The sequence below is a fragment of the Victivallis sp. Marseille-Q1083 genome (assembly GCF_903645315.1).
GTDB lineage: Bacteria > Verrucomicrobiota > Lentisphaeria > Victivallales > Victivallaceae > UMGS1518.
In genome coordinates this window covers 2,612,138-2,625,174 of record NZ_CAHJXL010000001.1, presented here as the reverse complement: position 1 = coordinate 2,625,174, position 13,037 = coordinate 2,612,138, and the positions used below count along the sequence as shown (strand labels likewise).

Here is a 13,037-nt window from a genome sequence, read left to right as displayed (position 1 = left end):
AGAGAGAGAAATATCATGAAAAAAGCGACCCGTCTCTGGCTGTTCGGTTCCCTGCTGGCAATCACGCTGGTATGTATCGCCGTCGTCGTTTACCTGTTGTTCTCGCACCGCAGCCTGGCCGACGCGCTCTATGAAGGCCAGCAGGCTTATGCCGCGCACGATTACGAAACGGCCAAAAAAGCATTGCGCGAAGTCATCCGGAAAGACCAGGCCAATGAAAACGCCATCCGGCTGCTGGCGGAAATTTTCGAGGAAGAAAAACAATTTGCCACCGCCGCGGTGCTGTTTCAGCGGGCCGCCGGTTTGAATCCGCTGGATGCCGCTTTGGCGGAACGGCAGTTGAACATGCTGGACAAAGCGGGCAATTATCCGGAAATCATCTGGCTGCTGCGCGCCAAATTCGAAACAGACCAATTGCCGGCCGAACAACTGCCGCTGCTGGGCCGGGCGGCGGCGGCAGCCGGCGACGACCAGTTGCTGGCGGCCGTGATCGCCAAATTGCCGGACTCGGAAACACCGGAGGCAAAACTGCTCTACGCCGAGCAGAAACTCGCAGAACGCAATCCGGAAGAGGCCGCCCGGTTACTGGAAGCGGTCCTGACGGCGGATTCGGCGCAATTGCAGGGCGCCGCCCAATTCGGACTGGCCCGCTACGCTCTGCTGCGCGGCGATTTGGATGCGGTCCGGCAACATCTGGAACTCGCCAATCAACTGGACGGCGACCGGAATTTAAAACCGCTGGCGTCTTTCTGTTTCGACCAGGGCGATTTCCCGGCAGCCATTCCGTATTTACAGGAACTCCTGCAGCGCGACGCGCGGGACTTCGTCGTCGCGGTCATGCTCGGCGAAGCGCTGGCCGCCGCAAACGATGCGGCGGCATTGACGGAATTGTCGAAACAATACGCCAGTGGCGACCGGCCGACGCTGGTGACCGGTTATTATCTGGAAGCGCTGCGCTCCTTTCTGACGAACGACAAAGCGCAATTGACGCAGGTGCTGGACAACTGCAGCGAATTCGCCAACCGGATGATGTACCAGCGCATGCAGTTGCAGCTGGTGCTGGACGGCGGCAACCTGGCGAAACTGGCCGAAGCGCTGGAAAATGTCTACCGGCGGAACCCGACGACCGAAACGGCGGAACAACTGCTGAACCTGGCGTTGCCGTTGCTGACGGAAGCGTTGGACCGCGGTGAATTCGCCGCCACCCTGCCGGCCTTGCGCCAGTTGCGGCAGTGGCTGCCGCAATTGCCGGGCACCGCCAAATTGCTGATGATCTCGGAACTCAATACCGGCAATTTTTCGGCCGCCGTCGCCAACGCCGATACGGTTCTCCGGTCGTTCCCCGACGACGCCGATGCGCTGCTGGTCCAACTTCAGGCCCAACTTCAGGCCGGCCAGCCGGTGCCGGCGCTGGAAGCGGCCCGGAAGCTGCAGCAACTGGCACCGGAAGATCCCAATACTTTCATCGCGCTGGCCGCCGCGCTGGAAAGCGGCAGCCGGATAGACGAAGCCTGGCAGGCCTATCAGGACGGCTTGGCGCAGTTGCCGGATTCCGAACTGCTGCTTGCCAATGCCTTCAATTTCGCGTTGCGGCATCAGAAAGAAGCAGAAGCCGAAGAGCTGATCCGCCGGTGTGCGGCCACCGACCGGCCGGAACGGCAGGCGGCGGCCCAGGTGATGACCGGCGAATTGGCGGCATTGCGCGGCCAGCCGGAGCAGGAAATCGCCGCCTATCGGCAGGCGTTGAAACTCGATCCCCGCCAGGAGATGCTTTATCTGCGATTGGCGGAATGCTTGAAAGCGGCCGGAAAAACCGACGAACAGCTCGCCTGCCTGCGGGAAGGCTTGCACCAATTCCCGGATCAGCCGCAACTCCTTTACGCCTGGGCTTACCTGGCCGCGGTGCGGGACGATTATGCGGAAGCGGAAAAAACCTACCAGCGTTTACGGGAGCTGTACCCGCAGGACCGGCTGGTGCTGGTCAATTTTTCGGAAGTGCTGGCCGCCGCCGGCCGGAACGATGAGGCGCTGGCACTGGCCAAACAGGCCAAAGACGGCGCGGTCGATTTCCTGCCGGGCTGGGAATGCCTGGGCATGCGCTACCTGGAAGCGAAAAAATACCCTGATGCGGTTCGCGAGCTGAATTTCGTCTGGGAACAGGCGCCGGACAACCAGCGGGTGCGCGAGGCGCTGCAGCAAGCGCTGGAGCAATCCGCTCAACTGTATTGGACGGAAAAGCAATACCGGGAAGCGGGCGACGCCTGCCGGCAACTGTTGAAGCTGGACAAAAACAACAGCAAAGCGGTCCAAATGCTTCAGTTGATCGAAAAGGTCCTGAACGCCGCATCCCAAGAGCCGAAACAATGAAATGGCATATACCCCCTTCCCGCTGCGCCGGCCTCTATCTGTTGTGTTGCCTCGGCGCCCTGGGGTGGGCACTGTTCAGCCAGGTGCCGTTCGAAAACTTCATCGTGCTCTGGCTGCTGGCCGTCGGCATGGGTTTCACGGTCCTGACGGTCAAACCGCCGCCGGTTGGCTGGTTCGACCGGGCGCTTGCCGGCGGCTTATTGTTTCTGGCGCTGCTGCTGGCGCTGGTCAAAATCAACCGGCCTGATTTTCCGGCCAACTGGGCGGTCGCCGTCGGCGTGTTGAGCATGCTGTGCGCCACCGGCGGCCGGAAATGCGCGGCGAAACTGACGGTCGGCGTACTGCTGCTCTGCGTGCTGGCGCCGAAACAGGAATACCTCTTCTGGTGCCTGAGTTATCCGCTGCGGCTGGTCTGCACGACATTGACGGTGTCGCTGCTGCAACTCTTCGGCGTCGTCATCAGCCACGATCTGACGGTGATCACCATCGGCGATTCCCAGGTGGCGATCACCGCCGCCTGCAGCGGCATCGAGCAACTGGAAGCACTATTGCTGATCGGCTGGCTTCTGGTCATGCTGCTGCATAAAACCTTCTGGATGCGCCTGTCGCATTACCTGATGCTGCTGCCGGTCATCATTCTGACCAACACCGCCAGGCTGGTGGTCACACTGCTGCTCTACCTGCGCTTCGGCAACTGGGCATTCAACAACACCGTCCATACGATGCTCGGCTTCGGCATGGTCATCGCGTCCCTGCTGTTGCTGTGGGGCCTGGGCGGCATTTTCAAACTCGGCGAACCGGCGCCGAAATCGAAGGAGCAGCCATGAAAACTTACTTCAAACTGCTGGTTGTACTGCTTTGCGCTCTGCCGCTGGCCTGGAAATTCCCCTATTTGTTGAACGGCTGGCGGTTCTCGCCGCTGGACCGTTATGACTGGCTGTTCTTCGCGGCGGCGCTGTTGGCGCTGGCGCTGGCGCTGCCGTTCGTCCGCCGTCGGGCCGGAAGCGCCGACTGGCGCGGTTTGCTGCTCATGCTCCCCGGTGCCGCCTGCATCGGAGCCGGCGTCTGGCTGCCGATGAACAGCCTGGTCATTATCGGCGGGATTTTGCTGCTCGGCGGCAGTTGGTGGCTGTGCTGGGGCTGGGCTCTGTGTTTCAGTCTGCTGCCGGTGGCGGGACTGCTGCTGCTCGGCGTCACCAGCTCCAGCTTCTGGCTGGAAGAAGGCATGCGGGAACTGCTCGGTTTCATGCCGTTGCGGGCCGTCGCGCTGAAAGGGCTCGCGGCGGCCGCCCTGCTGCTGTGGCAAACGGCAATCTGCATGTTCGCCCGGATACCGAACTGTTGGACGGCCACTTACGGCGGCGGGCTGGCGGTGCTGGCGCTGCTGCTGGCGGTTTCGATTGTCCACGTTCCGCTGCAGGGCGAAAGTCTGCTGCTGCGAATCGGCGACTTGAAGCCCGGCGATTATCTCGGGCGGGAACAAATGCTGACCGACCAGGAAAGCCGGTTCTTTGCCGGCAATACCGCCCGGAAATTCATTTATGCCGATGCACGGCACAGCCTGATGCTGCTGGCGGTGGTGCTCGGCGACGACATCCATCGAATCCATCCGGCGGCGCTCTGCATGCAGTCCGGCGGCTGGACGATTGAAAGCAGCAGCCAACGCCTGCTCAAACTGCCCGGCCTTTCCGGTGCGGTGCAACGTTTGAAAGCCCGTTATAACGGAATGAATTACCTGGTTTACGTCTGGTATGCGGATCCGGCCTTTTCAACCGGCAGCTTCCCTTTGTTCCGGCAGCGCTGGAGCGCGGACGGCAACTGGCAGACCTATCAGCTTTTCACGCCGGATGACGACGATGCCGACCAGCGGCTCACCGATTTCATCGCGGCAGTGCTGTCAACCCCAATCGCCGCGGAAAAACCGCATTAATTTGCAACTCCGATTTGAAAAAAGGCGCAATGCAGTTACATTTACACTCTGTATGTCTGAAACGAAAATCCCTGGATAAGGAGCATTTTATTATGGGTCAACAACTCAACAAAGTCATCAAGCGTCGTCGCCGCAAAGCCTATCTGGCGCGGGTCAAAGCCGCCACGCGGGCCGCGATGGTTGCTGCGAAAAAGAAATAATTTCTTTATTTCGGGAGAGGAGCCGCCGTTGCGGCTCTTTTTTTTGCCCGGCTGTAATGACAATGGTGAAATTACTACAGCAATTGCCGGCTTTCTTCTGGCGGACGGCAGTCATGCCGCTGGCGGTATTTCCCTGCCCGGGCTGCGGCAGCGCCGCCGGCCGAGGGCGCAATTCCTTTTGCGCCGATTGCCGGAAGTTGCTGCCGCCGATTGCGGAACCGCATTGTCCGGGATGCGGCGGGCGGCTGGACGGCATTCTGCAATGCTGCAGCAAATGTGTCAATATCGGACCGCGGCCGTGGCGGGAAGCCTATGCCGGTCTGGAATTTCGCGGCTACGCCCGCGATCTGTTGTTGCGATTCAAATACAGCAATGTGCCGGAACTGGCGCATCCCTTCGCCGAATTGCTGGCCGAATATCACCCGGAAGCCGCCCAGGCGGCAGACGGTCTGGTTCCGATACCGTTACATTACCTGCGCTACTGGAAGCGTTCTTATAACCAGGCGGAATTGCTGGCGCGGGAACTGGGACGGCATTGGCATTTGCCGGTGCTGCCGGTCCTGCGCCGGGTCAGGCCGGTTCTGCGGCAGGCCGGTTTGACCAGGGAACAGCGGTTGTCCAATCTGAAAGGCGCCTTCCGGTTGCGCCGCCGTCCCGACCTCGCCGGGCGCCGGCTGCTGGTCATCGACGATGTCTTCACCACCGGCGCGACATTGACTGCGGCCGTCAAGTTGCTGCAAAGTGCCGGAGCGGCGGAAATCCGGGTCCTCACTCTCGCCCGGCGCTGACCACGACTTTTTTTCGGATTTATAGCAATCCCGATTTGCTTTTCAGTGATTTGCTGGTATTTTATCTATCATTGACACGGGGTATTAGCTCAGTTGGCTAGAGCACCACACTGGCAGTGTGGGGGTCAGGAGTTCGAGTCTCCTATGCTCCACCATTTTTGATCTCAGAGAACCAGTAGTAATCAACAAGTTACTGCTGGTTTTTTCTTTTCCCGCTTTTGGCTGAAACAACCTGAATTTATCTGCTTTTTCCTGAGTTTTGAAAAAAAATGCCACATTTCTGCCACATTTTCCCGGCCGCTTCTGTTTTTGCAACCGCATTTACCATCAACGCATTAAGGTATCTTCAAAATAGCACAATTTTACAATTCTCCGTAAAAAAACATTATTTTTCAGTCCCCCCGAAACCAATATTGGCTTCAGGGACGGAGGATTTGGCTGACTGTTTTTCTTCATATTTATACGATAAATTGGCAAATATGAAGAAAACAGGATAGTATGAATCAATGTCTTCCTTGACAAAGAAAGGCGCCTGAAAATAAGTTTATTCCAAAGAAGTACCAGCAAAGGTGCACACCCCGAAAGTTGGACACAGCTTTCGGGGAGTATTTCAATCCGACAATTTACCGGAGCGATGGGCCAAACCGAGCTTACGATCTAATTCCTTTCTAAAAAAACAGGCCACCATCGCTGCTGATGTCGCCGCCATCGAAATTGAATTCTACCTTTCTGCTTTTCGGTCCTTGAAAGTTACAGCTTGGAACCTTACAGTTTGTCATAGGCAAACCTCGGGCTTATAATGTAATTTAACCTTTTACAATATAATACCTTCATTGAGGTGCTGCCTCTTTGTCCTGGAATAATTTATGCAGTATTGAGGTTAGCCCATCATCTGCAAGTGAGGGATAATAAAATAATGAAATATTCATTTTATTTGAACAAGGCAGCCTTTATTATACTACAGTTTTTAATATTTTATTGGGGATATTTAATTGTAGGTATAAAAATTCAAAATACGCCAAATTGTAATATGAGTATTATTAGTATGGTGCTTATTTGCTTTTTTGCCTCTGTTTTTTTGGGATATTTTGTTTTTATATTCGAATATAAAAAGAAAAGAGTGATAGAAAAAACAATAATAATACTGTTATTATTATTGTTGTTCTTATTGATTATATGGAAATTAACATATGGAAGGCGTGTGGTTTATATACAAAATCACACGCCTGCTCCGGAGCGTGCCGTCAATAGATAAAAGGCTCAGGCCACAATCCCCCCTGACTTGCACTGCCGCAAGAAACGAAGCGGTGTTTTTAACCTGAATATTGCATGAAACGTTCGAAGCGTCGAGAAATGTCGTAGTAATTCGATAGTTTTTATTTCCAAGTCGCATGTTGTCGTTTTTTCCGTAATTTGAGCAGCTCCCCAAGCGGTTATTTCCAAGCGATGATTTTCACAGCGATCAAGCGCAAGAGTTCCTGATTTGGCCAAGCACTTGAAGAGCAACATAAATTTTTCTGGTATTCTGTCGAATAATGGCACGATTTATAACCGAATGCTGCCCGCAGGTAGCCTCGGCAAATTCAGTTCCAGTCAACAACAATGCCCGAAACCGTTCCATGAGAATATAAGCCAGACTTGAGAGCAGAAGCCGGAACTGGTTTGTCACAAAATCATGACAACTTGTCCGATCGGCCAAAAGGTCAAGTTGTTGCTCCTAGATCCGGTTTGCCATCTCTCCACGGGCACAATAGACTTTTTCATAAAGATATTGTCCATCATCGTCAAGATTGGTGACGATGAATCGATTATTGGGGCCGAGCCTGTTGAATTCCGCCTTGGCAATCATCCGGCGGGGATATTTCCAGGTTCCTGCCGCATATCGAAATTCCGTGAACAGCTTCACTTTTTCATGGGTTTGATTATAAATTGTTTCTGCTTGAAGAAGAATTCGACAAACAATCGGCTCAGTTCGATGCAGGCCTGACGTTCAATTCCGTTTTCAAATCGACACAAAGTGTTCGGAGTGGCGAGCTGTCGGTCTCGGCCGATAACGGCCTGAACCAATGGATCGTTTCGCAATTCATGATGGGCATTGAGTTCTTCATAGCCCGCAGCCAGTGTAAAAACGCTTGGACGCTGCATGCTCAAACAGTTGCTATGGTAAAAAGGAATGAGGTAGCGGTTATGAAATGAAAGAGGCTGATTCTCAAAGATGTGATACTGTAAAATAAGACATCGGCTCTGACGGACAGAGTCATGCAGACAGTTAAAACATCACAAAAGGAGATGGTATGATAAATAACTGACGTTCGCGGAATCAGCTTTCTGCGTGTAATTTATGGCGATTAACTTACACGTTTGGAAGCGGACAGGTTGCAGACTGAATGTTTCAATGAGGCGCATCAGAAACGATGACGACCCCGGAAAGGAGATTAGTCAGATCTGTAAACCAGAGCGCCACCGTAGAGAGCGACTGATTAATCGACTACTCTGTATGGGAGGATGGTGAGGCCGTGACAGCAGTTCCGCTTCGATTCGTGAAAAACGAATGGAGGCAGAGAATGATGACAAGTTTTGTTGGAGTGGATTTGCACCGGAACAATTTTACTTATTGCATCCGGGTAAATGGGGAAGAACGGAAAATCGGCAAGTGTGAGATTACCGAACTGAAGGGCTTTGCCGCAATGCTCGGTCCGAACACGGCGATGGCGGTGGAGGCGACCGGAAATACGTTCATGTTTTGCAGCTCGCTGAAAGCTCATGTCGGGCGACTGGTGGTGGTGAATCCATCACAGTTCAAAGTCATCAGCATGTCCACCAAAAAGACGGACAAACATGACGCAAAAGTGTTGGCGGAGTTCCTGGAAAAGGATATGCTTCCGGAGGTAAGAGTGAAAGACGATTTGCAGGCGAAAATTTCAAGTCTGACGCAGACCAGGGAAAAACTGGTTCAGTTGCGTACCGTATTGAAAAACAAAGTCAACAATCTGTTAGCCTGAATGTTGCATGAAACTTTCGAATCGTCGAGAAATGTTCAGAAGATTCGGAAGTTTTTATTTTCAGAGTCGGATATTGTCGTTTTTTTGCAAATTGAGCATATTCCCCCTTTCCCCCGTTGTTGTTCGGCGAGCCGGGGACAGCTCTCCAAGGTTTTATTCCCAAGCGATGATTTTCGCAGCGATCAAGCGGAGGAGTTCCTGATTTGGACAAGCACTTGAAAGAGCAACATAAATTTTTCTGGTATTCCGCCGAATAATGGCACCGATTTTCACCAGGTATAAGCGAATGCTGCCGCAGGTAGCCTCGGCAAATTGAGTTCCTGTCAACAACAATGCCCGAAACCGTTCCATGAGAATATAAGCCAAACTTGAAAGCAGAAGCCGGAATTGATTTGCCGCAAAGTCATGGCAGCTCGTCCGATCAGCGAAAAGATCCAGCTGCTGTTCCTTGATCCTGTTTTCCATCTCACCTCGGGCGCAATAGACTTTTTCATAAAGATATTGTCCATCATCATCATCAAGATTGGTGACGATAAAACGATTATTCGGTCCGGGGGAGTTGAATTCCGCTTTGGCAATCACCCGACGCGGGTATTTCCAAGTTCCTGCCGCATATTCGAACTGAGTAAACAGTTTTGCTTTTTCATGTGTTTCGTTGTAAAGTGCTTCCGCTTTGATTTGAAGATCTTTTGATAATTCCAGCAAACGTGGATTTTTCGCCAATCCGACAATATATTTGACCTCATTTTTATCACACCAATTCAGCATTTTCTGCCGACAAAAGCCACTGTCTCCCCGGAAAATAATCTTAACCTTCGGCCATTTCTGCCGAAAGCGCTTTACCAGTAGCGAGAGAATCGCCCAGGCATGCTTGGCCGCATCAATTTTTGATGGACGNTTCAGCATTTTCTGCCGACAAAAGCCACTGTCTCCCCGGAAAATAATCTTAACCTTCGGCCATTTCTGCCGAAAGCGCTTTACCAGTAGCGAGAGAATCGCCCAGGCATGCTTGGCCGCATCAATTTTTGATGGACGCAAATAAGCCACAAGCAATTGATCCCCGCAGAAAACATACAACGGCAAAAAGCAATAGTGGTCATAATAGCCATGAAAAAAGCGATTTTCCTGCATCCCGTAAGTGAGGTCATCGGTAGCATCGAAATCAAGAATCAATTCTCGAGGCGGCGTGGAAAAACTTTCGATAAAGAATTCGACAAACAATCGGCTCAAATCTACGCAAGCACGACGATCGATTCCATTTTCGAATCGACATAAAGTGCTTGGAGTGGCGAGTTGACGATCACGACCGACAACAGTTTGAATCAGCGGATCAGTTCGCAATTCATGATGGTCATTGAGATCTTCATGGCCGGCAACCAAACCAAAAACTCGTTGACGAAGCATGCTCAGATAGGAATGCTCAACTTTTCCGGGCTGTCGAAGATCAAAAGAATCCAGCAGGTTACCGGCGCGCCGGGTCAAACCGAGTTTGCGGTCGAATTCTTTCACAAAAAGCAACCCGCCGTCACTGCTGATATCTCCACCGGCGAAATTGAATTCAATTTTTCTGCTTTTCGGACCTTGAAAGACCGGAATCGAAACATTACATTTTGTCATTGGCAGACCTCGGCGTTATATTGTGATGTAAGATATTACAATATAATACGTTAGTCGAGAATCTGCCTCTTTGTTTTTGAAAATTTACGCAATATTCAGGCTAGCCGGCGCGGACCATTCGGTCAACCAGCTCGCGATCACCGGCGACCGGCCATACCGCGTCGAAACGGCAGTCACGGCCGGAAACGACGGTGCGAAGTGTTATTTGCTGATCGGCAGCCGGGACCGTGACGGCCGGTTGTATCAGCAGCAGCAATCGGCATTGCTGGCGGTACCAGCGGGCCGAACGGTCTTGACGCAGGACTATTTTCCAGATGCCGCGGCAACAGATCTGGAAGTCGCCGTCATACCGATAACAGGGCAATTGACCATCGAAACGGCGACGGCGCAGCCGATCGATCTGGAGGCGCTGCCGGAGGATCCGGACCGGCCGGAGCAGGAGTGTTGGGTGAATGTCGATTATTACGATCTTCTGTACTATGCGCCGGAAATTGGCTGGACCGACGGCGGCGAAGCGGAAATCGCCGCTTTGTTCACCGAATTGAAAGCGCGAAAAGTCACCGGGGTGCTGTGGCGGATTTCGTTGCTGGGACAAGTGCTGTACCGCAGCCAGGGAGCCAGTACGATGCCGCCGGGCAATTATCCGGAAGAAAAACTGGACGCGCCGCTGAAACGGGCGGTGGACATCATGCGGCAAATCGACCCTCTGGCCGTCGCGGTTCGCGAAGCCCGCCGAAGCGGCATCAAAATCCTGATCTGGGTGACGGTGGAAGACGACGCCAATTACGAAGGCGGCCCGTGGTGGTCGCAATTCGTCCTCGATCACCCGGAATGCGCCCTGCTCGACCGTGACGGCAAACCACAATGGGGTACTTTCTGCTACAGCAACCCGTTGGCGCTGGAATACCGCCTCAACCAATTGAAGGAACTGCTGGAATATCACGCCGACGGCATTTTTTACTGTTTCCGTTTTCACGGTGCGACACGGGAAGCACTGGACACCGGAGAACGTTACGGCTACAATCCGGAATTCGTCGCCAAATATCGCGAACGCTACGGCGTCGATATTCTGGCCCACCCGGCCGCCGAAGGTCGAGTGCTCTACCTTGACGGCCGCCGCTGGCAGGAAATCAAGGCGGAAGCCTACGATACTTTGATTGAACACGCCTCGGCCTTGATCCATGCGGCCGGACAGGAGCTGGTCGTCGACATCACCAGCGCCAACCATCGTTACCGGGAAGGAATGTTCGGCGCTTACGCGATATTGAATTGGGATTTGTGGACGCGGAATCACTGGGTCGATCACTTGGTCGTCGGCATCTGGCAGCAGACTCCCGCCGAAATCTTTCAGCAGGCCGGAGTGCTCAAAAAGTTATTGTATCCGGATCAGAAGTTCTACTACTGGCTGCAGTTGCGCAATTACGGTAGCAATGAACTATATGGGCTCGACTCGCTCCGACGCCAGTTGCAAGCCGCCGCACTGGCCGGCAGCAATGGAGTCGCACTCCACGAGGCGTTCGATCTGCTGCAGGACCGGCCGTACTGGCAGCAACTGAACGCGGCGCGTCAGCCGGAAACCACCGGCAACCGCTAGCCTGAATGTTGCATGAAACTTTCGAATCGTCGAGAAATGTTCAGAAGATTCGGAAGTTTTTATTTTCAGAGTCGGATATTGTCGTTTTTTTGCAAATTGAGCATATTCCCCCTTTCCCCCGTTGTTGTTCGGCGAGCCGGTGACAGCTCTCCAAGGTTTTATTCCCAAGCGATGATTTTCGCAGCGATCAAGCGGAGGAGTTCCTGATTTGGACAAGCACTTGAAAGAGCAACATAAATTTTTCTGGTATTCCGCCGAATAATGGCACCGATTTTCACCAGGTATAAGCGAATGCTGCCGCAGGTAGCCTCGGCAAATTGAGTTCCTGTCAACAACAATGCCCGAAACCGTTCCATGAGAATATAAGCCAAACTTGAAAGCAGAAGCCGGAATTGATTTGCCGCAAAGTCATGGCAGCTCGTCCGATCAGCGAAAAGATCCAGCTGCTGTTCCTTGATCCTGTTTTCCATCTCACCTCGGGCGCAATAGACTTTTTCATAAAGATATTGTCCATCATCATCAAGATTGGTGACGATAAAACGATTATTCGGTCCGGGGGAGTTGAATTCCGCTTTGGCAATCACCCGGCGCGGGTATTTCCAAGTTCCTGCCGCATATTCGAACTGAGTAAACAGTTTTGCTTTTTCATGTGTTTCGTTGTAAAGTGCTTCCGCTTTCACTTGAAGATCTTTTGATAATTCCAGCAAACGTGGATTTTTCGCCAATCCGACAATATATTTGACCTCATTTTTATCACACCAGTTCAGCATTTTCTGCCGACAAAAGCCACTGTCTCCCCGGAAAATAATCTTAACCTTCGGCCATTTCTGCCGAAAGCGCTTTACCAGTAGCGAGAGAATCGCCCAGGCATGCTTGGCCGCATCAATTTTTGATGGACGCAAATAAGCCACAAGCAATTGATCCCCGCAGAAAACATACAACGGCAAAAAGCAATAGTGGTCATAATAGCCATGAAAAAAGCGATTTTCCTGCATCCCGTAAGTGAGGTCATCGGTAGCATCGAAATCAAGAATCAATTCTCGAGGCGGCGTGGAAAAACTTTCGATAAAGAATTCGACAAACAATCGGCTCAAATCTACGCAAGCACGACGATCGATTCCATTTTCGAATCGACATAAAGTGCTTGGAGTGGCGAGTTGACGATCACGACCGACAACAGTTTGAATCAGCGGATCAGTTCGCAATTCATGATGGTCATTGAGATCTTCATGGCCGGCAACCAAACCAAAAACTCGTTGACGAAGCATGCTCAGATAGGAATGTTCAACTTTTCCGGGCTGTCGAATATCAAAAGAATCCAGCAGGTTACCGGCGCGCCGGGTCAAACCGAGTTTGCGGTCGAATTCTTTCACAAAAAGCAACCCGCCGTCACTGCTGATATCTCCACCGGCGAAATTGAATTCAATTTTTCTGCTTTTCGGACCTTGAAAGAACGGAATCGAAACGTTACATTTTGTCATTGGCAGACCTCGGCGTTATATTGTCACGTAAAATATTACAATATAATATATTAGTCGA

General features: G+C 52.4%; 9 protein-coding genes, 1 tRNA gene and 1 pseudogene. 7 read left to right on the top strand and 4 right to left on the bottom strand.

Annotated features, from left to right (window positions below):
• Nucleotides 1-15: 15 nt before the first annotated feature.
• From HWX74_RS10780 to HWX74_RS10760, 5 genes are all read left to right on the top strand, one after another.
• Complete coding sequence (locus HWX74_RS10780; RefSeq protein ID WP_176013540.1) at nucleotides 16-2,367, top strand: tetratricopeptide repeat protein; 2,352 nt, start codon at nucleotides 16-18, stop codon at nucleotides 2,365-2,367.
• Nucleotides 2,364-3,194, top strand: a complete 831-nt coding sequence (locus HWX74_RS10775) for an archaeosortase/exosortase family protein (protein WP_176013539.1) — start codon at nucleotides 2,364-2,366, stop codon at nucleotides 3,192-3,194. Before HWX74_RS10780 ends, HWX74_RS10775 begins: the two co-directional genes overlap by 4 nt.
• Nucleotides 3,191-4,297 (top strand): hypothetical protein, encoded by a 1,107-nt coding sequence (locus tag HWX74_RS10770; RefSeq protein WP_176013538.1) that lies wholly within the window; start codon nucleotides 3,191-3,193, stop codon nucleotides 4,295-4,297. Before HWX74_RS10775 ends, HWX74_RS10770 begins: the two co-directional genes overlap by 4 nt.
• 262 nt (nucleotides 4,298-4,559) lie before the next feature.
• Nucleotides 4,560-5,285 carry a ComF family protein gene (locus HWX74_RS10765; RefSeq protein ID WP_176013537.1) on the top strand — a complete coding sequence of 242 codons (726 nt, stop codon included), beginning with the start codon at nucleotides 4,560-4,562 and terminating at the stop codon, nucleotides 5,283-5,285.
• Nucleotides 5,286-5,363: 78 nt separating this feature from the next.
• Nucleotides 5,364-5,440: transfer RNA gene (locus tag HWX74_RS10760), tRNA-Ala, on the top strand.
• A gap of 1,406 nt (nucleotides 5,441-6,846) precedes the next feature.
• Here the strand turns inward: HWX74_RS10760 and HWX74_RS20235 are convergent.
• Nucleotides 6,847-7,215: pseudogene (locus tag HWX74_RS20235) on the bottom strand (transposase); the annotation flags it as partial.
• Nucleotides 7,188-7,430, bottom strand: a complete 243-nt coding sequence (locus HWX74_RS10745) for a transposase (RefSeq protein ID WP_176013535.1) — start codon at nucleotides 7,428-7,430, stop codon at nucleotides 7,188-7,190. The gene HWX74_RS10745 and the pseudogene HWX74_RS20235, both read right to left, overlap by 28 nt.
• A 419-nt stretch (nucleotides 7,431-7,849) precedes the next feature.
• Between HWX74_RS10745 and HWX74_RS10740 the strand changes: the two genes are divergently transcribed.
• Nucleotides 7,850-8,287: a transposase gene (locus tag HWX74_RS10740; protein ID WP_176013534.1), complete on the top strand. Its 438-nt coding sequence runs from the start codon at nucleotides 7,850-7,852 to the stop codon at nucleotides 8,285-8,287.
• 153 nt (nucleotides 8,288-8,440) lie between these two features.
• Here HWX74_RS10740 and HWX74_RS10735 read toward each other — a convergent pair whose 3' ends face one another.
• A complete protein-coding gene (locus tag HWX74_RS10735) occupies nucleotides 8,441-9,904 on the bottom strand; it encodes an IS1380 family transposase (RefSeq protein ID WP_176013533.1) in 1,464 nt (487 codons plus the stop codon).
• A 70-nt stretch (nucleotides 9,905-9,974) separates the two neighbouring features.
• Between HWX74_RS10735 and HWX74_RS10730 the strand changes: the two genes are divergently transcribed.
• Entirely contained in the window at nucleotides 9,975-11,498 is a 1,524-nt protein-coding gene (locus tag HWX74_RS10730; protein WP_176013532.1) for a hypothetical protein, read from the top strand.
• Nucleotides 11,499-11,656: 158 nt separating this feature from the next.
• On the opposite strand, the gene HWX74_RS10725 is transcribed toward HWX74_RS10730, so the two are convergent.
• Nucleotides 11,657-12,979 (bottom strand): IS1380 family transposase, encoded by a 1,323-nt coding sequence (locus HWX74_RS10725; protein ID WP_176013531.1) that lies wholly within the window; start codon nucleotides 12,977-12,979, stop codon nucleotides 11,657-11,659.
• Nucleotides 12,980-13,037 lie beyond the last annotated feature (58 nt).

Excerpts from the sequence above, each read along its gene's own strand:
- HWX74_RS10780 (WP_176013540.1), top strand. The coding sequence starts at position 16 with ATGAAAAAAGCGACCCGTCTCTGGCTGTTCGGTTCCCTGCTGGCAATC.
- HWX74_RS10725 (WP_176013531.1), bottom strand. The coding sequence starts at position 12,979 with ATGACAAAATGTAACGTTTCGATTCCGTTCTTTCAAGGTCCGAAAAGC.
- HWX74_RS10770 (WP_176013538.1), top strand. The coding sequence starts at position 3,191 with ATGAAAACTTACTTCAAACTGCTGGTTGTACTGCTTTGCGCTCTGCCG.
- HWX74_RS10765 (WP_176013537.1), top strand. The coding sequence starts at position 4,560 with ATGGTGAAATTACTACAGCAATTGCCGGCTTTCTTCTGGCGGACGGCA.
- HWX74_RS10775 (WP_176013539.1), top strand. The coding sequence starts at position 2,364 with ATGAAATGGCATATACCCCCTTCCCGCTGCGCCGGCCTCTATCTGTTG.
- HWX74_RS10740 (WP_176013534.1), top strand. The coding sequence starts at position 7,850 with ATGATGACAAGTTTTGTTGGAGTGGATTTGCACCGGAACAATTTTACT.
- HWX74_RS10745 (WP_176013535.1), bottom strand. The coding sequence starts at position 7,430 with ATGCAGCGTCCAAGCGTTTTTACACTGGCTGCGGGCTATGAAGAACTC.